Annotated in this window: 1 protein-coding gene; it reads right to left on the bottom strand. The window is 71.9% G+C overall.

Annotation, left to right across the window (positions count from 1 at the left end; genetic code table 11):
• Nucleotides 1–117: 117 nt before the first annotated feature.
• A complete protein-coding gene (locus ACFVBH_RS05885; protein WP_379000161.1) occupies nucleotides 118–25977 on the bottom strand; it encodes a non-ribosomal peptide synthase/polyketide synthase in 25860 nt (8619 codons plus the stop codon).

Below are 25977 nucleotides of genomic sequence, written 5' to 3'. Positions count from 1 at the left end.
GTTTTTTTTTTTTACCCCCAACCCCCCCCCCGGGGGGGGGGGGGGGCCCGGGGCCCCCGGGGGGGCGCCCCCGGGGGGCGGCCGGCGAACCCCAGGGTTCGCCGCCGGCCGCCGCGCTCACCGCCGCGTATCGCTGTCGCGGAGCAGGGTGTTCATGATCGCGCCGATCTCCTTCGCGCCCCGCGGATTCATCATTCCGGTGTGCCACTCGTCGATCGGGATCTCGTGGATGGTCCCCGAGATGTGCCCGTCCCAGGTGTCCGCGATCTGATCGCGGTAGGACTCGCGCGTGGCGACGAACAGGACGGCGTCTCCGTCGTAGTGCGGCGGCGTGTGCGGGACCGGGGTGGTGAAGCATTCGGTCACGCGTTCCACCTGCTGCGCGGTCAGGATGCCTTCGCTGCTGAGCCGCTCGGCGATGAGCGGCAGCACCTCGTGCGGATCCTCGATCTGCTGATCGTCGGGCAGCGCGAGGAATTCGCGCCACCCGCGCAGGAACTCGGCGAGCTCCACCTGATCCCGCTCGCTGTCCGGTACCGGCGGCTCCGGGAGATTCTCCGCCACGCCCGCGTCCACGAGGGCGAGCAGACCCACCGAATGGCCCGATTCCTGCAGCCGCGCCGCCATGGCGTGCGCGATCTTCCCACCCAGCGACCAGCCGAGCAGGTGATATGTGGTGTCGGGGAAGGCCCGCAGGATCTCCTCGACGTACCGCTCGGCGTACGCGTCCACCGATTCGAGCCGGGGCCCGTTCTCGACGATGTACGGATCCTGCAGTGCGTAGATCGGCCGATCCGGGTCCAGGTGTCCCGCGAGCGCGCCGTACACCCAGGACAGGCCGCCGCCGGGATGCACGCAGAACAGCGGGGTCTTGTGTCCGCCCGACCGCAGCGGTGACAGCACACCGAGCGAAATGCCCATCTCCGATTGCGGCGCAGCCAGATACCGGGCCAGCGAGGCCGGGGTCGAATCGGCGAACAGCAATCGGTAGGGCACCGCGGTGCCGGTGCGCGCCCGCAGCTGGGACGTCAGGCGCATGGCGACCACCGATGTTCCGCCCAGGGTGAAGAAGTCGTCGTCCACGCCCACCCGCTCGACCTCGAGGATCTCGGAGAAGACCTCGACCACGATCTCCTCGAGCGGCGTCGACGGCGCACGGTACGGCGTCACCACCCACTCCGGCGCGGGCAGCGCCCGCCGATCGACCTTGCCGTTCACGGTCAGCGGCAGCGCGTCGAGCACGGTGACGGTGTCGGGCACCATGAACGACGGCAGTCGGTGCGCCACCGCCTGGCGGATCGCCGCCGGCTCCGCGGTGCGGCCCGGTGCGGCGGTGACGTAGGCCGCCAGGCGCACGCCGCCGGTCTCGCTGCCGCCGGGTGTGTGCACGGTGACCACCGACTGGCGCACGGCGTCCAAATCCGCCAGCGCCGTTTCGATTTCGCCGAGTTCGAGCCGCTGGCCGCGGATCTTGACCTGGAAGTCGGCGCGGCCCGCGAACATCAGCACCGCGTCTCCGTCGGCGTCGCACGCCCACCGCACCAGGTCCCCGGTGCGGTACATGCGCGACCCGGCCGGTCCGAAGGGATCGGCCACGAAGGACGTCGAGGTCCGGCCCGCCCGGTCGATGTATCCCCGGGCCAGGCTCGGGCCCGCCACGTACAGCTCCCCGATCGCGCCCGGCGGCACCGGCCGCAGCGCCGAGTCCAGCACCGTGAGCCTGGCGTCCGGAATCGGCCCGCCCAGCGACACCGGCACCCCGGTCCGCAGCGGCAGGCCCGCGATCCACATCGAGCACTCGCTGGGACCGAACACGTTGTGCACCCGGCGAATACCGGCGGCGTCGGTGCCCGACCAGCGCCGCACCAGCTCCGGCGGGCACGCCTCGCCGCCGCACAGGAGCTCGCGGAAGTCGTCGAGCCCGGTGGGATCGACCGACATCGCCACGGCCGGGGAGAGGAAGGCGTGCGTGATGCGCTCGGCGCGCAGCAGTTCGGCCAGCGGTTCCGCGGCGAAGACGTCGTCCGGCGCGACCACCAGCACCGCGCCCACCGGTATCGCGACCAGCAGCTCGATGATGGCAGCGTCGAAAGTGCGTGCGGTGCCCGCCAATACGCGGGAGTCCGCGTCCGGCTCGTACCGCTCGAGCTGAATGGCCATGACGGCCGCGAGCCCGGTGTGGGTGACCGCGACGCCCTTGGGCTTGCCGGTCGACCCGGAGGTGTAGATGACGTAGGCGGTGTTGTCCGGCCGTACTTCTCCGCCCCGGTCCGCATCGCTGATCGCGACATCGCCGTACCCGCTGAGATCGAGCGCGTCCAGATCGAGCACCCGGACGTCCTCGCCCACCCAGTCGGCCGGATTCGTGCCGGCGGCACCGCCCGCCCGCGAACGGATTTCGGTGCTGGTGAGCATGACGGTCGCCGTGCAGTCGGCCAGGATGAACCGATTGCGCTCGGCGGGATGGGCGGGATCCATCGACACGAACGCCGCGCCGGTCCGGGCCACCGCCCACACCGCCCGCACCCATTCGGCCGATCGCGGAATCGCCACCGCGACAATCGACTCGGGCCCCACGCCCGCCTCGATCAGCATGCGCGCACACTGATTCGACCACCGATCCAGCTCCCGGTAGGTCCACTCGCCGCCGGCGTCGGCCAGCGTGATCCGGTCCGGGTGCTCGACGGCCGCGCGATCCAGAATCTCGGCGAGCGTGCTGCGCTCGGGACCGCGCGGTCCACCTCCCCACCGCGACAACAGTTCCCGCTCGGCCGGATCGAGCACCTCGATGTCCCGCAGCCCCACCTCGGGGTCCGCGGCCACCGCGGCGATGACGTCGTGCAGGCGACGGGTCAGCGCGAGGATGGTCGGCCGGTCGAACAGATCGAGCGCGTAGCTCACCCCGACCAGCAGACCGCCGTCGTTGCCCGGGTCGTCGGACACGGTGACGGTGAGGTCGAATCGCTCGACCCCGCTGCCGAGATCGATGGGCGTGCACCGGATTCCCGGCAGCAGATCGTCCGCCGGATCCAGATCCAGGTTCTGGAACGCCAGCATCACCTGGAACAGCGGGTGATGCGCCTGGGTGCGCGGCGGATCCACGGCCTCCACCACCCGCTCGAACGGGATGTCGGCGTGGGCGAAGGCCGCCAGATCGACCCGGCGGCATTCGTCGAGCAGGTCGCCGAACGAGCCGGCCTCATCGATCCGGGTGCGCAGGACCAGCGTGTTGACGAACATGCCGATGAGCCCGTCCAGCGCCGCGTCGCCGCGGCCCGCGACGGGTGTGCCCACCGCGATGTCGCCGCCGCCCGAGACCCGGGCCAGCACGATCGCCAGCGCGGCGTGCATGACCATGAACACCGTCGCGCGGTGTGCGCGCGCGATCTCGTGCAGACTCGCGGCGGTCCTCGCGTCCACCGCGAACGAGTAGGTGTCCCCGCGGTGGGTGGCCACCGCGGGCCGGGTTCGGTCGGCGGGCAGCTCGATGCGATCGGGCAACCCGGCGAGCTGTTCGGTCCAGTACGCGACCTGACGGGCCGACACGCTCGCCCGATCGGACTCGGACCCGAGGACCTCGCGCTGCCACAGCGTGTAGTCGGCGTACTGCACCGGCAACGGCGCTGCCCATTCCGGAGCCCGTCCGGCCCGGCGCGCGTCGTACGCGAGCGCCAGGTCCTGTGCCAGCGGCGCGAGCGACCAGCCGTCCGCCGCGATGTGATGCATCACCAGCACCAGGACGTGCTCACCGGAACCGCTGTCCAGCAACGTGACCCGCAGCGGCGGTGCGGTCGTGAGCTCGAAGCCGCGCCGCACCAGCGGCACCAGCTCGCGGTCGAGATCGCCCGGCTCGACCCGGCGCTGTTCGATGATCGTCACCGATTCGGCCGCCGGAATGATCCGCTGGTAGGGATTGCCGTCCCGGTCCGGGAACACCGTGCGCAGGGTTTCGTGGCGCGCCACCACATCCCCGATGGCGGCGGTCATCGCGGCGACGTCCAGCTCTCCGGTCAGGCGCAGCACGAGCGGGATGTTGTAGGCCGGTGAGTCCGGTTCGAGGCGGTTGATGAACCACATTCGCCACTGCGCGAATGACAACGGCGGGTATTCGGGCCGTTCGCGCACCACGAGCGCGGACCGGCCCGGCGCGACGCCGGTCGACCGGTCGGCGAGCAGGCTGCCCAGCTGGGCCGCGGTGGGCGCGTCGAACACGTCGCGCACGCTCACCTCGACCCCCGCCGCCGCGGCCACCCGGGCCGCGACGCGGGTCGCGGACAGCGAATGCCCGCCGAGATCGAAGAAGTCGTCGTCCGCACCGACCCGGTCCGCCTCGAGAATCTCGGTGAAGGCCGCGACCACGATGTCCTCGAACGGCGTCGCGGGCGCCCGATAGGTGACGGTGACCCACTCGGGGGCGGGCAGCGCGCGCCGGTCCACCTTGCCGCTCGAGGTGAGCGGCAGGGCGTCCAGCACGATGACGATGCCCGGAACCATGAACGAGGGCAGCCGCTGCGCCACCTCCTGCCGGACGGCGTCGGGATCGGGGAACTGCCCGGGGGCCGGGGTGACGTAGGCGGCCAATCGCACCGCGCCGCCGGGGTCTTCGCCCGCGGTGTGCGGGACGACCACCGCGGCGCCGACCTCGGCGAGCCGGGCCAGCGCGGTTTCGATCTCGCCGAGTTCGAGGCGCTGGGCCCGGATCTTGATCTGCCGGTCGGCGCGCCCGGCGAACATCAGCGCGTGCGTGTCGCCGGAGGGCACCCACCGCACCAGATCTCCGGTGCGGTACATCCGCGCGCCGTCCGTTCCGTCGGGATCGGCGACGAAGGACCCGGCGGTCAGCCCCGCCCGGCCGAGGTAGCCGCGCGCGACGCCCGGTCCGGCGATGTACAGCTCGCCGACCACGCCCAGGGGCACCGGGCGCAGCCACGCGTCCAGCACCGTGAGCCGCAGGCCCGGAATCGGCCCGCCCAGCGATACCTGCTCGCCCGCGAGCAATTCCGCGACGGCGGCCCAGATCGTGGTCTCACTCGGCCCGTACAGGTTGAACAGCCGGCGGACGCCCGCGCTGTCGCTGCGGGACCACTGGCGCACCAGCGTTTGCGGGCACGCTTCACCGGCCACCATGAGCACGCGCAACGTGTCCAGCCGCCGGGCGTCCAGGGTGGCGGCCACCGCGGGCGTCAGACAGGCGTGGGTGACCGCTTCGGCTTCGATCAACTCCGTCAGGTCGGGGCCGGCGAAGGTCTCGCCGGGGGCGACGATCAGGGCCGATCCGGCGGTGACCACCGACAGCATCTCGAACACCGCGGCATCGAAAGTACGTGCGGCTACGGCCAATACCCGCGCGTCCACGCCCAGCCCGAAGCGGCGGCGCTGTTCGGTCGTGACCGCCGCCAGTCCGGCGTTGGTGACCGCGACGCCCTTCGGCGTGCCGGTGGTGCCCGAGGTGTACACCAGGTACGCGGTGTTGCCCGGCCGGACGACCGCGCTCCGGTCGGCGTCGGTCACCGGCACATCGCTGAACTCCAGCAGGTCCACCAGGTCCGGGTCGATGAACCCGATGCCGTCGTCGTGCCATTCGGCCGGTCCGGATTTCTGTGCGCCGGTTGGTGTTCCGGTATGGGCGAGAACCACTGCCGCGCCCACGTCGGTGAGTACGAACCGGTTCCGCTCGTGCAACTGGGCCGGATCGATCGAGACGAAGGCGGCCCCGGTCTTGGCCACCGCCCACACCGCCCGCACCCACGCCGCCGAGCGCGGCAGCGCGATGGCCACGACCCGCTCCGGGCCCGCCCCGCGCTCGATGAGCAGGCGCGCGCACCGATTCGACCAGCGATCGAGTTCCCCGTACGTCAGACGATGCCCGGCGTCGGCGACCGCGAGGTGCTCCGGGAACCGCGCGGCGGCCCGGGCGAGCATCTCGTTCAGTGTGATCGGATCGGGTGCGGAGCCCGCATCACCCCACTGCCGCACCGACTTCCGTTCGGCGGCGTCGAGCGGGTCGAGCTCGTGCAGGGCCGTCGCGGGGTCGCCCGCCGCCGCGATCAGGATGCGTTCGAACCGGCGTGCGAGCGCCGCAACGGTCGCCCGGTCGAACAGGTCCGTGGCGTAGCCGATGGTGACCGGGATGTCGCCCCGGGCGTCCGGTAGGTCGGCGACGGTGATGGACAGGTCGAACCGTTCGACGGTGACGCCGAGACTCATCGGCGCGACCCGCAGTCCGGGCAGCTGTGCGGCCGCCGGATCCAGATCCAGGTTCTGGAAGGCCAGCATCACCTGGAACAGCGGGTGGTGCGCCTGCGTGCGGGGCAGGTCGATGGCCTCCACCACCTGCTCGAACGGAATGTCCGCGTGTGCGAAGGCATCGAGATCGACCCGGCGGACCTGACCGAGCAGATCCGCGAACGACCCGGCCTCGTCGACGCGCGTGCGCAACACGAGCGTATTGACGAACATGCCGACGAGATCGTCCAGCGCGGCCGCGCCGCGGCCCGCGATCGGGGTGCCGATCGCGATGTCGGACGCGCCGGACAGCCGGGACAGCAGCAGCGCCACCGCGGCGTGCACGACCATGAAGACCGTCACCCCGTTCGCCTCGGCCATCGTGCCCAGGCGCGCGAACAATCCGGCGTCCAGCGCGAAGGCGTGGCTGTGACCGGCGTGCGAGGCGACCATCGGCCGCGGCCGATCGGCGGGCAATTCCAGTCGATCCGGCAGCCCGGCCAAATGCGCTGTCCAGTAGGCGAGTTGAGCGGCCGCCCGCGACTGCGGATCGTCCTGCGCACCCAGCGTCGCGCGCTGCCACAGCGTGTAGTCGGCGTACTGGACCGGCAGCGGAACCCAGCGCGGGGACCGTCCCGAGCGCCGCGCGGCGTACGCGGTGGACAGGTCGCGGGCCAGCGGTGCGATCGACCAGCCGTCCGCGGCGATGTGATGGATCACCAGCGCGAGCACGTGATCGCCGGAATCGCTGTCCAGCAGCGTGACTCGTATCGGCAGCTCCGCGGACAGGTCGAAGCCGTACCGGATCGCCACCGCGACAGCGGCTTCGAGCCCGTCGGGCGCGACCGCCTGCTCGATGACCGGGAGCACGGCCTGCTCGGCGGGCAGCACCCGCTGATACGGCGTGCCGTCCGCGTCGGGGAACATCGTGCGCAGGCTCTCGTGCCTGCCCACCACGTCGGCGAGCGCGGCGATCAGCGCCTCGGTGTCGAGGTCACCGGTCAACCGCAGCACCAGCGGAATCGTGTACGCCCCCGCGGCGCCCTGGAATCGGTTGATGAACCACATGCGCAGCTGGGCGAAGGACAGCGGCACCCGGTCGGGACGCTCCCCGGCGATCAGCTCGGGTCCCGCCGCGGCATCCGGTGTCGCGTCCAGCACCCGCGCCAGCAGCACGGGGGTCGGCGACTCGAACACATCGCGCACCCCGATCCGGGCGCCCGAGGTCGCGGCGAGCCGGGCGGTCACGCGCATCGCCGAGAGCGAATGCCCGCCCAGGGCGAAGAAATCGTCGTCCACACCGACCCGGTCGAGCCCGAGCACCTCGGCGAACGCCTCGGCCACCGTGCGCTCGGCCGGGGTCGACGGCTCGCGATAGGCGCGGCCCGACTGCTCCGGTTCGGGCAGCGCGGCGCGATCCACCTTGCCACTCACCGTGAGTGGGAACTCGGGCAGCACGGTGCACATATCGGGCACCATGTGCGCGGGCAGCCTGTGCCGCGCGCCGGCCAGGACCCCTTCCGGTTCGAGGTCGTCGCCCACGAGATAGGCGATGAGGCGACCGGATCGGGCGTGCTGCACCACGATCACGCTCTGCACCCCGGGCTGCTCGCCGAGCACCGCCTCGATCTCGCCGAGTTCGACGCGCTGCCCGCGCACCTTGACCTGGAAGTCGTTGCGGCCCGCGAACTCCAGGGTGCCCCTGGTGTTCCAGTACGCCAGGTCGCCGGTCCGGTAGAGCCGGGAACCGTCGCGGCCGAATGGATCGGCGACGAAGGCCGCGGCGGTCTGCCCCGGCCGGTTCGAGTAGCCGCGGGCCTGCTGGATGCCGCCCAGGTACAGCTCGCCCCGGACGCCGACCGGCACCGGACGCAGCAGCGCGTCCAGGACCACCGCTTCGATGCCGCGGATCGGACCGCCGAGGGTCACCGGCGCGTCCGGCGCCATCGGCTCGCTCAGCAGGGTGACGATGACCGTCTCGGTGGGTCCGTACGCGATGTACAGGTTCCGGTTCGGCGCCCACGCGGCCACCAGCTCCGCGGGCACGCGTTCGCCGCCGGTGACCAGCACCCGCAGGGTGTCCAGCCCGGCCGGGGACATGGTCGACAGCACGCTGGTGGTGACGAAGGCGTGCGTGACCCGTTGCCGCCGAATGAGATCGGTGAGCCCGGGCCCGCCGAACACGTCCTGCGGGGACACCACCAGCGTGGCGCCGTGCGGATGCGCCATGAGCAGTTCCATCATCACCGCGTCGAAGCCCGTCGCCGAGACGGCCAGCACCCGGGCGTCCGGGTCCAGCGCGTATCGCTCGCGCTGCTCGGCGGCGAAGTTCGCCAGACCGTCGTGGCTGACCACCACGCCCTTGGGTGTCCCGGTGGAGCCGGAGGTGTAGACGACGTAGGCGATGTTGGCCGTGCGGAGTGGCCGCGTCCGGACGGTGTCGTCCACCGGGTCCGCGGCGAACTCCGCGAGCCGAGCGGGCAGTTCCGGGTCGTCGAGCATCACCCGGTCGATGGTGTCCGGCACGGTGGCGACCGTCTCGTTCACCGAAAGCACCAGGCGCACATCGGAATCGGCGATCATTCCGACGACGCGTTCCAGCGGGTGCCGCGGGTCGATCGGCACGAAGGCCGCACCGGTCTTGGTCACCGCCCACAGCCCGACGAGGAACTCGGTGCTGCGCGGCAGCGCCAGGGCGACCGCGGTGCCCGGTCCGGCGCCGCGCTCGATCAGCAAGCGCGCCAGCCGGTTCGAGCGGGCATCGAGCTCACCGAAGCTCATCGTCCCGGTGCCGGCCACGATCGCGGGGGCGGCCGGGTCGATGGCCGCGCCCGCGGCGAGCAGCTCTGCCAGCGTGCGCGCCCGCTGCGCCGGGAGACCGCGAACCGGTGCGAGCCGGTCGCGTTCGGCGGGGGAGAGCAGATCGATGGACTCGGCAGTGCCCGGGACGTCGGCGGTGAGTGCGGTCAATGCGCGCACCAGCCGGTCCGCCACGGTCCGCACCCACTCGGGCTCGAAGGTGTCGGGCCGGTACTGCAGCAGCGCCCGGAACGGCTGGCCCTTGATCACCACCAGGGCCAGCGGATAGTGCGCGGCGTCGTTCGAGCGCAGTTCCTCGACGCGCATGTCGTCGATCGCTGCGGCCTGGGCCGCGAGCGCGGCCTCGTCCACGGGATAGGACTCGAAGACCAGCACGGTATCGAAGAGCACCGAAACATCCAGTGCGGCATGGATATCGGACAGTCCGATGTGGTGATGGTCCAGCAGGGCCGACTGCTCCGCCTGCACGCGGTTCAGCAGCGCGGCGACGGGCTCGCCGGTCCGCGGTCGGATCCGCACCGGAATGGTGTTGATGAACAGGCCCACCGCGGCTTCGATTCCGGGCAGCTCCGCGGGCCGGCCGGACACCGTCGCGCCGAACACGACGTCGTCGCGCCCGGCCAGATAGCCCACCACGATGGCCCAGGCCACCTGGAACAGGGTGTTCACCGTGACCCCGGCCGACACCGCCGCGGCGATCACCCGGTCGGAGAGTTCGTGATCGAGATCCACCGTGACCGAACCCATTCGCTCGGACTGGGCGGGCGCGTCGGTGTGCGGTGCGAGCAGTGTCGCGTCGGCGCCTTCGAGCGTCTCTCGCCACACCCGCACCGAGTTCGCCTGATTCTGGCGGGCGAGCCAGTCGAGATAGGACCGGTAGGAGCCCGCTGACTCGCCGCCGCCGGACCCGTCGGGTTCCGCGTATCCCGCGAGCAGGGTGCGCAGCAGGGTTGGCATGGACCAGCCGTCGAAGAGTACGTGGTGGTACGAGAGCAGCAGCGTGTATCGGTTCGGTGCCACCGTGACCAGGGTGTAGCGCATCAGTGGCGCGGTCTCGGTGTCGAACGGCTCGGCTCGGTCCCGTTCCATCACGTCCGAGAGGGAGGATTCGGACTCTGCCCGCAGGTCGATCTCGCGCCACGGCGCGGTCACCTCGTCGGCGACGATCTGCACGCCCTCACCCGCCTCGGTGGCATTGAAGGCCACGCGCAGATTCGAGTACCGCTCGAGCAGACCGTCGGCCGCGCGGCGCAGGCGTGCGGCGTCCACCCTGCCGGACAGGCCGATCGCGAGCTGGACCGCGTACACGTCCACCGTCGCCGCGGCCAGGCGGGCGTGGAACAGCAGCCCGGACTGCAGCGGTGAGAGCGGCCAGACCTCGGCCAGCGCCGGGTAGCGCGCCTCCCACGCCGTGATGTCGGCCTGGGTGGCCCGCACGAGCGGGAAGTCGCTGGGGGTGTGCCCACCGGCGTGCGGGTTTCGCAGCCGGGCGACGACCGCGTCCAGCGCGCCGACCCACAGCCCGGCCAGTTCGTCGACCTCGGCCTCGTCGAGCAGGCCGGAGAGGTAGCCGAACGTGGCCGAGAGACTGCCGTCGGTGACGGCCGCGGTGACGTCGACCACGGCGGTCGCCAGCACGTGCAGATCGTGATCGGCGATCGGCGCGCCGAGTTCGTCGGTGACGCCGAAGTCGGAAACGCCCGTGCCGCCCGATGTTCCGCGCGGGGAGAGCTGGCCGAGGTAGTTGAAGGCGACCTGTGCGGGCGGTGCGGCGGGCAGTGTCGGTGCCGTCTCGGGGTTGAGATAGCGCAGCAGCCCGTAGCCGATGCCGTGGTCCGGAATCGAGCGCAGGTGTTCCTTGGTGCTCTTGACCACCGCGTCGATCGCCGGGCCGCCGGCGTAGGCGTCATCGAGATCGATTCCGGCCAAGGGGATCCGGACCGGATACATCGTGGTGAACCAGCCGGCCGTCGCGGTCAGGTCCGCGCCGGGCACGGCCTGTTCCTCGCGGCCGTGCCCTTCGAGCCGGAGCAGAGTCGAGGACTCGTGGACACAGCGATCGGCCCGCCAGCGCAGGACCGCCACCGCCAGCGCGGCGACCAGCGCGTCCTGGACTTCGCCGTGGAACGCCGCGGGCACCCGGGTCAGCAGGGCCTCGGTGGTCTCCGGCGACACCCGCACCCGCCGCACCCGAATCGTGCTCGCGCCGTCGCGGGCGGGATCCGCCGCGCGCGAGCCGAGCGCGGGGTCGGGTCCGTCGGTGATGCGCTGCCACAGCGGCAGTTCCGCCGTGCGGTGCGGTGCGAGGGCGTCCTCGGCCAGGCCGTGCGCCCAGCGCCGCATGGAGGTGCCCACCGGCGGCAGCGCCACGGCGCCGTCGGCGCGATACCGCTGCCAGGCCGCGGCGAGATCGGGCAGCAGGATCCGCCACGAGACGCCGTCGACCACCAGGTGGTGCGCGACGACGACGAGCTGACCGCCCCGGCCGGTATCGGCCGGGGAGAACCAGAGCACCCGCAGCACCGCGCCTTCGGCCGGGTCGAGCCGGTTCAGCGCGGCATCGACCTCCGCCGCGACGAGCCGTTCGCGTTCGGTCGCGTCGAGATCGGGGGACAGCGGGATCGCGTGCACCAGTGCGTCGGCCTCGATCGCCTCGCTCGGGCGGACCTCGAGCCGCCAATCCCGGCCGTCGTGCCACAGCCGGGACCGCAGCATGTCGTGCCGGTCGAGCAGCGCGCGCACGATCGCGGTCAGTCCGGTCCGATCCATGTCGGCCGGGGCGGTCAGCACCAGGGTCTGGTTCAACCGCCCGAACCCGCCCTGATCGACCATCCACCGGACGATCGGCGTCAGCGGCATCTCGCCGACTCCGCCGCCGGGCAGTTCCGTGAGAATCGTTGCGGGCTCGACCGATTCGGCCACGCTGGCCAGTGCTGCCACCGTCCGGGCCTCGAAGACCTGGCGCGGAGTGAACACGACGCCGCGTTCCTTGGCCCGGGCGACCAGCTGAATCGAGACGATGCTGTCGCCGCCCAGGGCGAAGAAGTCGTCGTCGGCTCCGACACGGTCGAGTCCGAGCACCTGGGCGAAGGCCGCGGCCACGGTCTCCTCGGCCGGGCCGGCGGGCGCGCGGTACGCCGTGGTCGTCCACTCCGGCTCCGGCAGGGCCCGCAGGTCCACCTTCCCGGTCGCGGTCAGCGGCAATTCGTCCAGGACCGTGACGGTGTCGGGAACCATGTACGACGGCAGCCGCCGTGCGGCGGCGTGCCGGATGGCGGCCGGGTCGGGCTCCCGGCCGGGAGCCGCGGTGAGGTAGGCGGCCAGGCGCACGGCATCGCCCTGGGTGACCTGGGTGACCACCGCGCGCTGCACGTCGCCGAGTTCGGTGAGCACAGCCGCGATCTCGCCGAGTTCGAGGCGCTGGCCGCGAATCTTGATCTGGGTGTCGGCGCGGCCGACCACCACCAGGGCGCCGCCGCCGTCATCCGTGGGCTGCCAGCGCACCAGATCACCGGTGCGGTACATGCGGGAACCGGCGGGTCCGGACGGATCGGCCACGAAGGCCGCCGCCGTCACTCCGGCACGGTTCAGGTAACCCCGCGCCACCCCCGGCCCGCTGACGTACAGCTCGCCGACCACGCCCGGCGGCACCTCGGTCAGCCAGGCGTCCCGGACCGACGAGCGAATGCCGGGAATCGGGGTTCCGATCGATACCGGCTCGCCGGCAACCGATTCCGTGCCGGTGACCCAGATCGTCGCCTCGCTGGGGCCGTACAGGTTGTGCACGGCGCGCAGGCCCGCCGCGTCACTGCCGGACCACTTGCGCACCAGGTCCGGCGGGCACGCCTCTCCTGCGAGCACCAGCACCCGCAGCTCGTCGAGCCGATCCGGGTCGAGGGTGGCGCCGACCGCGGGAGTCAAGCACGCGTGCGTCACCCGCTCGGTGCGCATGAGCTCGGTCAGCGGTGCGCCGGCGAAGATCTCGGCCGGCGCCACGACCAGTGTCGCGCCGACCGGCACGGCGAGCAGCAGTTCGAAGATCGCCGCGTCGAAAGTGCGCGCGGCGACCGTCAATACGCGGGCGTCGGCGGTCGTGGCGAGCTCGTGACGCTGTGCCGTGGTGATGGCGGTGAGGCCCGCGTGGGTGACCGTCACTCCCTTCGGGATGCCCGTCGAGCCCGAGGTGTAGACGATGTAGGCCGTGGTGTCCGCGCGCAACGGGCCGAGTCGGTCGGCATCGGTGAGCGGAGCGGAATCCCGTGCGGCCGGGTCGAACTCGACCAGATCCAGGACGGCCGTCCCCGGGGTGTCCCAGGCCGCGGCCGTATCGGCGGTGAGCACGATGGCGGCCGCGCAGTCGGCGAGGATGCCGAGATTGCGTTCCCGCGGCTGGGCCGGATCGAGGGAGACGAACGCCGCGCCGGTCTTGGCGACCGCCCATACCGCCCGCACCCAGTCCGCGGATCGCGCGATGGCGATGGCCACCACGGTTTCCGGTCCGGCTCCGTGGGCGATCAGCGCCCGCGCGCAGCGGTTCGACCAGTCGTCGAGCTCGCGGTAGGTCCGGGTGCGGTCCCCGAACGTGAGCGCGGGCCGGTCCGCGAATTCCCGGGCGGCGTGCTCGAGGATCTCGGCCAGCGTGCGGGGCTCCGGACCGGGGCCGCCATCGTTCCACCGCCGCAGCGATTCTCGTTCATCGCCCGCGAGCAGATTCAGATCGCGCAGGCGGATCGCCGGATCGGCGACCGCGGCGCGCAGCGTGCACACGAGCCGGTCGGCGAAGGCGGCGATCGTCTGCTCGTCGAACAGATCGGCGGCGAACCCGATGGTGACGGGCACGTCTCCGCCCGCGTGCGCACCGTTGATGTCCGCCACGGTGATGGTGAGATCGAATCGCTCGACCCCGATGTCGAGGCTGCGCAGCGGTTCGACCTCGAGCCCGGGCAGCACTGCCGCCGTGGGATCCAGATCGAGGTTCTGGAAGGCCAGCAGCACCTGGAACAGCGGATGATGGGCCTGGCTGCGGGGCGGGTCCAGCGCTTCGACGACGCGTTCGAAGGGGATGTCGGCGTGTGCGAACGCGGCCAGATCCGTTGCCCGGCAGCGATCGAGCAGATCGGCGAAGGAACCGGAACCCTCGACCCGGGTGCGCAGCACGAGCGTATTGACGAACATGCCGACCAGCCCGTCCAGCGCCGCCGCGCCGCGCCCGGCGATCGGCGTGCCCACCGCGATGTCGGCGCTGCCGGACAGGCGCGAGAGCACCGTCGCCAAGGCCGCGTGCACCACCATGAACGCGGTCACCCGCCGGGTGCGTGCCACGGTGTTCAGCCCGGCCACCGTCTCGGCGTCCAGGACGAAGGTGTGGGTACCGCCGCGCTGGGACGCCACCGCCGGGCGCGGGCGATCGGCGGGCAACTCGAGGTGGTCGGGCAGTCCCGCCAAATGACCTGTCCAGTAATCCAGTTGGCGAGCGGCCGCGCTGTCCGGATCCGATTCCGCGCCGAGCAGCTCGCGCTGCCACAGCGTGTAGTCGGCGTACTGCACCGGCAGGGGCGTCCATTCGGGCGCGCGGCCCGCGCGGCGTGCGGTGTAGGCGTGGGACAGATCGCGCACCAGCGGCGCGATGGACCACCCGTCGGCCACGATGTGGTGCAGCACCGTGACCAGCAGATGGTCATCGGATGCGGTGCGCAACAGCGTTGTTCGCCACGGCGGCAGCACGGCGACGTCGAAGCCCTGGCGCACGATGGCGGTCACCCGGCCGGTGATCTCGGCCGGATCGACGGTCTCGACGGCGACGGCCGAGATGTCCGTGACGTCCCGGGCCGCCAGCACCCGCTGGCACGGCACCCCGTGTTCGTCGGGGAACACCGTGCGCAGGCTCTCGTGCCGCGCGGCCAGGTCGGCGATGGCCGCGGACATGGCCGCCGCGTCCAGTTCCCCGCGCAGCCGCAGCACCATGGCGATGTTGTAGGCGGCGGAGTCGGGTTCGAATCGATTGATGAACCACATCCGAGACTGCGCGAAGGACAGGGGAATTCGGTCCGGGCGGGGCTGCGGGGTGAGTGGAATGCCCGGCTGTTCGGCCGACCGCGCCGCCAGGACGGCGGCGAGCCGGGTGGGGGTGGGAGCGTCGAAGACGTCGCGCACCTCGACCGTGACACCGGTGGCCGTGGCGACCCGTGAGGCCACGCGGGTCGCGGACAGGGAGTGCCCGCCGAGCGCGAAGAAGTCGTCGTCGGCCCCGACCCGGGCGATGCCGAGAATCTCGGCGAAGACCGAGACCACGACCTCCTCCATGGGTGTGGCCGGCGCCCGGTAGACCGAGGCGAGCAGCTGCGGTTCGGGCAGGGCGCGCCGATCCACCTTGCCGCTGGGCAGCAGCGGCAGCTCGTCCAGGATGACGATCGCCCCCGGAATCATGAACTCCGGCAGGCGATGGGTGGCGAACTCGCGCACCTCGGCGACCAGATCACCGATGCCGGGGTCGTTGGCATAGGCGCTCGGCACGTCCAGCGGACCCGCAGCCAGGTAGAGGTCGTCGAATACCGCGGCGTCGTCGGCCTCCCGGACCAGCAGCGCGTCCATCAGGCCCGGCACCGGCGACCAGGTGACCGCGACGGTGTAGCCCAATGCCGTTCCGACTTCGCGAATCTCGTGCGGCAGCACCGAGGTTGTCGTATGCGTCAGGTCCAGCTCCGCCACCGGGGTGTGCTCGTCCGCCGCGTCCACCGTCCTGGTGGCCGTGACGTCGGACATCGTTCCGGTCTGCGGGATTCCGGTGACGCGCAGCGCGCCGGGATCGTCGGCGGCGAGCCGCTCGCGCAGTCCGCTCAGGTCACCGAAGTCGGTCCAGGCCCGCTGCGGCAGCGCGGCCAGCGAGCGCACGCGCGCCGGGGACTTGCGCAGCACGATGTCGTAGCGGTAGCGCGTCAGCTCGTTGTCGACCGGCGCGTACTTCAGTTCGATGTCCACCGCGGCGATCTCGGCGATCTGTTCCCGCAGGGCGAGGAAGAATTCCGGGGCGACCAGCAATTCCTGCTCGGCCAGCAGGGTCCGGCGCGCGCGTTCGCGCACCGCGGCCGCCGTGTCCTCGTCCCCGCTGCCGGCCAGCTGGGTGCCGGTGGCGAATTCCCGCAGCAGCGACAGGTTTCGGATGTCGCCCAGGAACAGCGCGCCGCCGGGGGCCAGCAGTCCCATGACCTTGGCGATCACGTCGATCAGGTAGGCGGCGTTCGGGAAGTACTGCGCGACCGAGTTGATGACCACCACGTCGAATCGGCCCGCGGGCAGGTCGGTGGTGTCGTCGGCGGCCTGTACGCGCAGCAGGACCCGCTCGGCCCAGTCCACCGCCGACTCGTGCAGGCGCGAACGGAGATTGGCGATGGTCGCCGCCGAGAAGTCGGTGCACCAGTACTCGGCGCACCGCTCGGCCAGTCGCGACATGAGCAGGCCCGATCCGACGCCGATCTCCAGCACGTGTTCGGGCCGCAGCTCCAGCACCCGGTCCACCACCGCGTCCCGCCACTCGCGCATCTGCGGCACCGGAATCGGCTCACCGGTGTAGCTGCTGTTCCAGCCGCCGAAATCCGCGTCCAGGGCGAGTGGTTCGGCGAATTCCCGGCCGTTGCCGAGATAGCTCTCCTTGCCCCCGTACAGGTTGTCGTAGACCTGGCGCCAGTGGTCGACGAGGTCGGCGGCGCGGTCGTCGTCGTCCCCGACGCTCGCGGCGCGGTCGCGCACGATGTAGGCGACCAATTGCTTGTCGAGCACGGCGGATTCGTCGCCGGACCCGAGCGTGCGCGCCACGACGACCGCCCGCGAGATCGCCGGATGCGCCACCAGGGCCGCTTCGACCTCACCGGGTTCGATGCGATAGCCGCGCACCTTGACCTGATCGTCGGCGCGGCCCGCGAATTCCAGGACGCCGTCGCGGGTCCACCGCACCACGTCCCCGGTGCGATACATGCGCTCGGCGGTACCGAACGGGCACGCCACGAACCGCTGTGCGGTCAGCGCGAGCCTGCCGGAGTAGCCGCGCGCCAATTGCGCACCGGCCACGTACAGTTCGCCGGCCACGCCCGTCGGCACCGGCCGCAGTCGCGCGTCCAGGATGAACACCCGCACGTTCGGCACCGGTGCGCCGATCGGCACCCGGGCGCCGGGCGCCCAGGGCTGCGCGGCGAGGATTCGGTGGGTCGTGACGCAGACCGTGTTCTCGGTCGGTCCGTAGGCGTTGGCGATGTCGATGCCGGGCCAGCGGTCACGGAAACGGGTCACCGCCGCCGAACTCAGCGCGTCGCCGCCGGTGACGACCTGTCGCACCGATTCGGCCGCGAGTTCGGGCCCGGCGGTGGCGAGCAGTTCGAACAGGGCGGTGGCTACGAAGAGCGTGGTCACGCGATGGCGGGCCACCGTGCGCATCAGCACGGTGAGATCGAGTCGATCGGGCGGTGCGACGACGAGGGTCGAGCCCGCGAGCACCGCGGGCCAGAGCTCGTACGCGGAGGCGTCGAAGGCCATCGAGGAGTGCAGCAGCACCCGCTCGCCCGGGCCGCCGGGCCAGCCGTGCACCGCCATGTTGATGACGCCGTGGTGCTGGACCACAACGCCCTTGGGGCGTCCGGTCGAGCCGGAGGTGTAGATGACGTACGCCGCGTCGGACGGCGACAGCCCGGGCAGCTCACCGCCGGCCACATCGCCGTCGAGCGCGGTCTCGTCCAGGCACAGCGGCACCCGATCGCCCAGCGGCAGCTCCGCCGCGGCGGCCGCGGTCGTGACCACGAGCACCGGGTCGGCGTCGTTCAGGATGAATTCGATTCGGCTGCTCGGGTATTCGGTGTCGATCGGCAGGTACGCGGCGCCGGCCGCCACCACCGCGAGCAGCGCCGTCACCAGATCGGCCGAGCGCGGCATCGCGACCGCGACCACCGAGCCCCGCACCACACCCCGGGACATCAGGACGCGGGCGAGAACATCGACGCGCGTGGCTAGCTCGCGATAGGTCAGCCCACCGTCCGCGTGGGCGACGGCGATCGCGTCCGGCGCCTGCGCGACCCGTTCGGCGAACAGCCGGTCCAGCGAGGGCGCCTGCGGCAGGGCCGCGGACGTGTCGTTCCAGACACGCAGCAGCCGGTCGTGCTCCTGCGGCGCGAGCAGCTCCATGCGGTCGATGGACACGGCGGGATCGGCGGTGACCGTCGCCAGCAGGCGCAGGTACCGGTCGGCGAGGTCGAGCACGGTGCCGCGATCGAAAAGGTCGGTGGCGTATTCGATCCGGCCCGACAGCACCGGCGCGGCGGTGCTGTCGGCGGGATCCATCCGCTCGACCACGTCGACGTGCAGATCGAATTTGGCGGTGCCGGTGAGCGCAGGGACGATCTCGGCGTCCAGGTCGGGCAGGCGCAGATCGGGCAGCAGGTTGTTCTGCAGGGCGAACGACACCTGGAACAGCGAGTGGTAGGCCGGTGAGCGGGTCGGCTGCAGCAGTTCGACCAGCCGCTCGAAGGGCGCGTCCTGATTCTCGTAGGCGGTCAGGGCCTTTCGGCGGACCTGCTCGAGCACCTGCTCGAACCGCGGGTCGCCGGACAGGTCCACGCGCAGCACCCAGGTGTTGACGAAGAAGCCGATCAGATCGTGGGTCGCCTCCTGCGTTCGCCCGGCGACCGGGCCGCCGATGCAGACGTCGTCCCCGGCGCCGAGCTGGGACAGCAGCACCGCGAGGGCGGACTGCAGCAGCATCGACACCGTCACCTGGCGCTCGTGGGCGAGTTCGTAGAGCCGCGCGCTGAGCGCGGGCTCGAACGCGAACTCGATGACGTCGCCGCGATTGCTGGCGACCGCGGGGCGCGGGCGGTCCACCGGGAGCGTGATCGGCTGCGGTGCGTCGGCCAATTCGGTTTCCCAGTAACGGAATTGGGTCGAGAGCACGCTGTCCGGATCCGATTCCAGGCCCAGGGTCTCGCGCTGCCACAGCGCGAAGTCCGCGTACTGCACGGGCAGGGGCGTCCACGCCGGTGCGCTGTCCTGGCGGCGCGCGGTGTACGCGGCGGTCAGGTCGCGCACGAACGGCGCGATCGACCAGCCGTCCGCGGCGATGTGGTGCAGCACGAGCACCACGATGTGATCGTCGGAGCCGTTGCCCAGCACCGTCACTCGCAGCGGCGTCGAGGTCGAGACGTCGAAGCCCCGGCGGACGAGCGTGATGATGGTCCGGTCGAGCCCGGCGGGATCGGCCGTGCCCGTCTCGATTTCGGGCACGGCCGCCTCGGCGGGCAGAATCCGCTGGAACGGCACCCCGTCCTCGTGCGGGAACACCGTGCGCAGGCTCTCGTGCCGTGCGACGACATCGCCCAGGGCATCGGCCAGCGCCCGCTGATCCAGCGGGCCGCGCAGGCGCAGCACCATCGGAATGTTGTAGGCCGGTGAATCGGGCTCGAACCGGTTGATGAACCACAGTCGCGACTGCGCGAACGAGAGCGGCGTGCGTTCGGGCCGTTCGCGAACCGTCAGCGCCGCCCGGGTGGGCTGCGCCGCCGCGTCGCGGTCGGTGAGGGCCGCGGCCAGCCGGGCGGAAGTGGGGGCTTCGAAGACCTCGCGTACCCCGACCTCGGAACCCAGCAGCGCGGTCAGCCGCGAGGCCACCCGCATCGCGGACAGCGAATGCCCGCCCAGGGCGAAGAAGTCGTCGTCGACCCCGACCACGTCCAGCCCGAGCACCTCGGCGAAGACGGTGACGACGATCGTCTCGGCGGGGGTCAGGTCGGCGCGCGACGCGGTGACGGCGATGCTCGGCACGGGCAGCGCACGCCGATCGACCTTGCCGTTGGGAGTGAGCGGCAGCGCGTCGAGCACGACTACGGCCGCGGGCACCATGTACTCGGGCAGTCGATCCGCGACGAAACGCCGCAGCTCGGCGGCGCGCGCAGCCTCATCGGCGCCGGTATCGGTATCGGAGTGATCCAGCACGACGTACCCGACCAGTCGCTTGTCCGCCACGGCCGTGGAATCGGTTGCAGCCGAGCCGATCTCGCGCGCTATCACCACCGCTTGCGCGACCAGCGGGTGCGCGGTCAGGGCGGTCTCGACCTCGCCGGGCTCGATCCGGTACCCGCGCACCTTGACCTGTTCGTCGGCGCGCGTGACGAATTCGAGGATGCCTTCGCGCGTCCACCGCACGACATCGCCGGTGCGGTACATCCGCGTGCCGGCCCCGAACGGGCAGGCCGGGAACCGTTCCGCGGTCAAGCCCGGCCGATTGCGGTAGCCCCGCGCCAGCTGCGTTCCGGCAACGTACAGTTCGCCCGCCACGCCCACCGGAACCGGCCGCAGGCGCGAATCCAGCACGAACACCCGCATGTTCCCGATGGCCGCGCCGATCGGCACGCTGCCCCGGTACATCCCGTCCATCGCGCCGGGTATCTCGAAGGCGGTGACACACACCGTGTTCTCGGTCGGCCCGTACGCGTTGACCACTCCGATGCCGGGCCATCGATCCCGGAAACGGGTGACCGCGACCGGTCGCAGCGCGTCACCGGCGGTGACCACCCGCTGCACGGTGTCCAGGCGCAGTTCCGTACCCGCGCCCGCGAGCACCTCGAACAGCGGCGTCGTGACGTACAGGGCCGTCACCCCGTGCCGCGCTATGGTCCGGCCCAGCTCCGCGAGATCGGCGCGACCGGGTGGTGCGACGACGAGGGTCGAACCCCCGAGCAAGGTGGGCCAGAGCTCGTACGCGGAGGCGTCGAAGGCCATCGAGGAGTGCAGCAGCACCCGCTCGCCCGGCCCGCCCGGCCAGCCGTGGGCCGCCATGTTGACCACGCCGCGGTGTTCGAGCACAACGCCTTTGGGGCGTCCGGTCGAGCCGGAGGTGTAGATGACGTAGGCGGCATCGGCCGGGGACAGCTCGGGGAGCTCGATCCCGTCGGGCGCGCCGTCGAGCGCCTCGGTGTCCAGGCACAGCACGGGCCGCTCACCCAGCGGCAACCCCGCCGCGGTCGCCGACGTGGTGAGCACCAGGGACGGATCGGCGTCGCCGAGAATGAATTCGATTCGGCTGCTGGGGTATTCGGGATCGATCGGCAGATACGCGCCGCCGGCCGTGACCACCGCCAGCAGCGCGATGACCAGGTCGGCCGAGCGCGGCAGCGCCACGGCCACGACCGAGCCCCGGCCCACGCCGCGGTGCACCAGCTCGCGGGCCAGTGCGGCCACCCGCTCGTCCGTGTCCGCGTACGTCAGTTCCACCTCGCCGCAGGCCACCGCGACCGCGCTCGGGGCCGCCTCGACTCGTGCGCGGAATGCCTCCGTGACAGTCGATTCCGGCTCCGCGAGCGCCGCATCGGCGTTCCAGCCCGTCACCAGTTCGTCGCACTCGGCGTCGTCGAGCAGGGCGATGTCGGCGACCAGCTGGGCCGGATCCGCGCTCACCGCGGTCAGCACGCGCAGGAAGCGGTCGGCGATGCCGGTCACGGTGTCGTGGTCGAAAAGGTCGGTGGCGTATTCGATCCGGCCCAGCAGCGTCGCGGGGGTCTCCGCGGTGGCGAGGGTTTCGATCAGATCGACATGCAGATCGTGTTTGGCGCTCGCGGTGGACACCGGCACGAACTCCGCGACCAGATCGGGCAGTACGAGGGCGGGCAGGCCGCCGCTCTGCAACTCGAGCGAGACCTGGAACAGCGGCGCGTGCGCGGTGGACCGGATCGGGTTGATCCGCTCCACCAGCCGCTCGAACGGCGCGTCCTGATTCTCGTAGGCGGTCAGCGCTTTTCCGCGCACCTGATCCAGCACCTGGTCGAACCGCGGGTCGCCGGACAGGTCCACGCGCAGCACCCACGTGTTGACGAAGAAGCCGACCACATCGCGCAGCGCCTCGTCGGTGCGACCGCCCACCGGTCCGCCGATCGAGACGTCCGGTCCGGCGCCCAGCCGCGACAGCAGCACCACCAGGGCCGCCTGCAGCACCATGGACGCGCTCACCCGGTGTTCCCTGGCGAGCCGGTACAGCTCCTCGCGCAACGGCGCGTCGACGGTGAATTCCACGACGCCGCCGCGATTGCTCAGCACGGGCGGGCGCTGCCGGTCCGCGGGCAGCGCGATCGGCTGCGGCGCACCGGCCAATTCCCGTTCCCAGTAGCGGCATTGGGCCAGCAGGGCGCTGTCGTCGTCGGCCTCGGTGCCCAGCAGGTCCCGTTGCCACAGCGCGTAGTCCGGGTACTGCACCGGCAGCGGGCTCCAGCCCGGTTCCCGGCCCGTGGAATGCGCGCCGAACGCCGCGGACAGATCTCGCAGCAGCGGCGCCATCGACAGTCCGTCCGCGGCGATGTGATGCACCACGAGCACCAGGACGTGCTCGAGTCGCCCGGACCGCAGGATCGTGGCGCGCAGCGGCAGGTCGGTCCGCAGATCGAAGCCGCGCCGGACCCGCTGTGCCACCGCATCGCTCAGCTCGCCCGGTCCGAGGTCGACGACCTCCAGGAGCGCGGCGGCGTCGGGACCGGGGACCACGTCCTGATAGGGCACCCCGTCCGCCTCGGGGTAGCGGGTCCGCAGCGCTTCGTGCCGGTCGATCAGCGTGTTCAGCGCCGCTGCCAGGGTCCCGATGTCCAGCACACCGGCCAACCGGAAGACCAGCGGAATGTTGTAGGTCGGGGCCTCGGGTTCGAACCGGTTGCCGAACCACATCCGAAGTTGCGCGAACGACAACGGTATTCGCGCGGGCCGCGGCCCGGCGACCAGCGCCGGGTGCTTGCGGCCCGGGCCGATCTCGCGTGCGGCGAGCACCCGGGCGACCCCGGCGACGGTGGGGGCGTCGAAGATGTCGCGGACGCCGACCGCGCGACCGGTCACCTCGGCCAGGCGGCCGGCCACCCGGGTAGCCGAGATGGAATGCCCGCCGAGCGCGAAGAAGTCGTCGTCGGCGCCGACGCGGTCGACCGCGAGCGCCTCGGCGAAGGCGGCGGCGATGATCTCCTCGAAGGGCGAGGCCGCCGGCCGGTAGGCGGCGACCGGGCGCAGCGGTGCGGGCAGGGCGCGGCGATCCACCTTGCCGGTCGGGGTCATCGGCAGGTCGTCGAGCACCGTGATCGTCTCGGGGACCATGTACGACGGCAGTCGCCGCGCCAGCGCCTGCCGGATCGCTCCGGTGTCGGCGGTGTGGCCCGGCGTGGCGGTGACATAGGCCGCGACCCAGGTCGAGGCGTCCGCGCCCGCGGTGCCGACGACCGCCTGCCGGATCTCTTCCAGGTCGGTCAGCGCCGCCTCGATCTCGCCGAGTTCGAGGCGCTGGCCGCGGATCTTGAGCTGTGAATCGGTGCGGCCGACGAAGATCAGCGTCGTCGCGCCGTCCGGTCGCGGCTCCCAGCGCACCACGTCGCCGGTGCGGTACATCCGCGCACCGGCCGGACCGTCCGGATCGGCGACGAACGCGGCCGCGGTCAGATCGGCCCGGCCCAGGTAGCCGCGCGCCACCCCGGGCCCGGTCACGTACAGCTCGCCCGCGACGCCGAGGGGGACGGGCCGCAGCCACGCGTCCAGCACCGAAAGCCGTACGCCGGCGATCGGAGTGCCCAGTGCGACGGGGCCGTCCGGGCGCAACTCGGCGCCGGTGACCCAGATGGTGGCCTCGCTCGGGCCGTAGAGGTTGTACAGCCTGCGGACTCCGGCGGAGTCGCTGCCGGACCACTGGCGCACCAGCGCGGGCGGGCACGCCTCGCCCGCCACCATGAGCACGCGCAACGCGTCGAGCCGCGGAGCGTCGAGGGTGGCGGCGACCGCCGGAGTCAAACATGCGTGCGTCACACCCTGGGCCCGCATCAGCTCGGTCAGCGGCGGACCGGCGAAAACACCTGCGGGGGAGACGATCAGGGCCGCGCCCGCCGGAACCGCGGCCAGCACTTCGAAGACCGCCGCGTCGAAGGTGCGGGCCGCGACGGCCAGCATGCGCGAATCACGGTCGATTCCGTACTGCCGCACGAGGGTGTCCGAGATCGCGGACAGGCCCGCGTGCGTGACCGCGACACCCTTGGGGGTACCGGTCGAACCGGAGGTGTACACCATGTACGCGGTATTGCCGGGCTGGACCGCGCCGCGCCGATCGGCGTCGGTGATCGGATCCGCCCGGTGCGCGGCCGGTTCGAACCCGTCGAGGTCGGCCACCCGGGCGCCGCATCCGTCCAGACCGCTGATGTCCGGTGCGCCCGCGCCGTCGATCAGCAGGATGGCGGCGGGGCAGTCGGTGAGGACGAACCGGTTGCGCTCGACCGGCTGGGTGAGATCCAGGGACACGAACGCGGCGCCGGTCTTGGCCACCGCCCACAGCGCGCGCATCCAGGCCGCGGAGCGCGGGATCGCCACCGCCACGGTGGTTTCCGGCCCCGCGCCGAGCTCGATCAGCGCACGGGCGCACCGGTTCGACCACTCGTCGAGTTCGCGGTAGGTCCAGGTGCGCTCGTCCGCGCGGACGGCGATCCGATCGGCGTGCGCCGCGGCCGCCCCGGACAACAGCTCGGGCAGGGTGAGCTGTTCGGGACCCGGCGCCCCGGCGCCCGCGCGCCGCAGTTCCCGGCGCTCCTCGGGCTCGAGCAGTTCCACCGAGCGCACCCGGGTAGCGGGATCGGTGAGCACGCAGCTCAGGAAGCTGTCGAAGAAGTGCGCGAACCGCTCGTGATGCGCCGCGACCTGTTCGGGGGTGTACGCGCTCGGATTGGCGAAGAAGTCGACGCGGGTGCTCTCCCCGCCGACGGCCGGGTAGACGTTCACCGACAGGTCGGGAACCAACCCCGGGGTGAGGACTCGCAGCCGGCCGGTGATGTCGCCGAGCTCGATCCGGGTGTCCAGGATCATCAGGTCGACCATCGGCCCGGCGGCCTGCGGAAGATGGCGCGCGGCAACCGATCCCGAGTCCGCGAGCATGTCCTCGTGCCGATAGCGCTGTCCGCGCAGGACCTCCATCAGGGTGCCCTGGGTCCGCTCGAGCAGCTCGCCGACCGACAGATCCGGGGTCAGGCGAATGCGGAACGGGACGATGTTGGCGGTCATGCCGCCCGAGCGGCTCATCGACGCGGTGACGCGCGCGGACACCGGAAGGCTCAGCACCACATCGTCGGAGCCGGTCATCCGGGCCAGATACACCCCGAACGCGGCCAGCAGGAAGACCGCCGGGCCGGTGGCGCGGCTCGCGACCGCGGCGCGCAGCGCGTCGTCGGTGCCGGCGGACAGCACCGCGCTCACCGCGAGCGGATGCGCCTCGGCCAGCGCCACCCGATCGGTCAGGGTGACCGGTTCGGGCAGCTCGGCCACATACTCCGCCCAGAACAGGCGGTCGTCGCGGAAGCGCTGCGACGATCGGTACTGCTCGTCAGCCGCCACGATCTCGCCCAGCGTCCGAATCGCCTGGCGCGCGGGCTCTTCGCCCGCGAGCGCCGCGGTGTACAGCCCCGCGCTGCGGGTGAGGATGTTGAGCGCGGCGACGCCGTCCATCACGATGTGGTGGGCGCGCAGGTACCAGAACCAGCGGTGCTCGGCGACCCGCAGGACAGCGCCGAGCACCACCGGGCCGTGGGGCAGGTCGATGGGTGCGCGGAAGTCCGCGTTCATCCAATCCTGCGCGGCGGCAACGGGATCGGGTGTGGCCGTGAGGTCGAGCAGCCGCACCGCGCCGTTGGCGGTGTCGTCCACCACCTGGCGCGCCACGCCGTCCACCTCGACGATTCGCACCCGGCTGACCTCGAACTCGTCGAGCGCCCGCCCGAACGACGCGATCAGCAGCGCGGTGTCCAGGTCACCGGCGAGTTCGAGGTACAGCGCGTTCGACACCGGTGTGTCGCCCGCGAGCTGTTGCAATAACCGAATCGCACGCTGCGCCGCTGTGAGCGGGTAGGTCGATGCGGGGCCCTCGAGGGCTTGCAAAGGTGATCGATGGTCGCGCAT

It is taken from the genome of Nocardia sp. NPDC057668, from assembly GCF_042799795.1.
Taxonomy (GTDB): Bacteria; Actinomycetota; Actinomycetes; order Mycobacteriales; family Mycobacteriaceae; genus Nocardia.
This window is presented reverse-complemented; position numbering and strand designations above follow the sequence as displayed.

Coding starts and splice junctions, on each gene's coding strand:
- ACFVBH_RS05885 (WP_379000161.1), bottom strand. CDS start 25,977: ATGCGCGACCATCGATCACCTTTGCAAGCCCTCGAGGGCCCCGCATCG.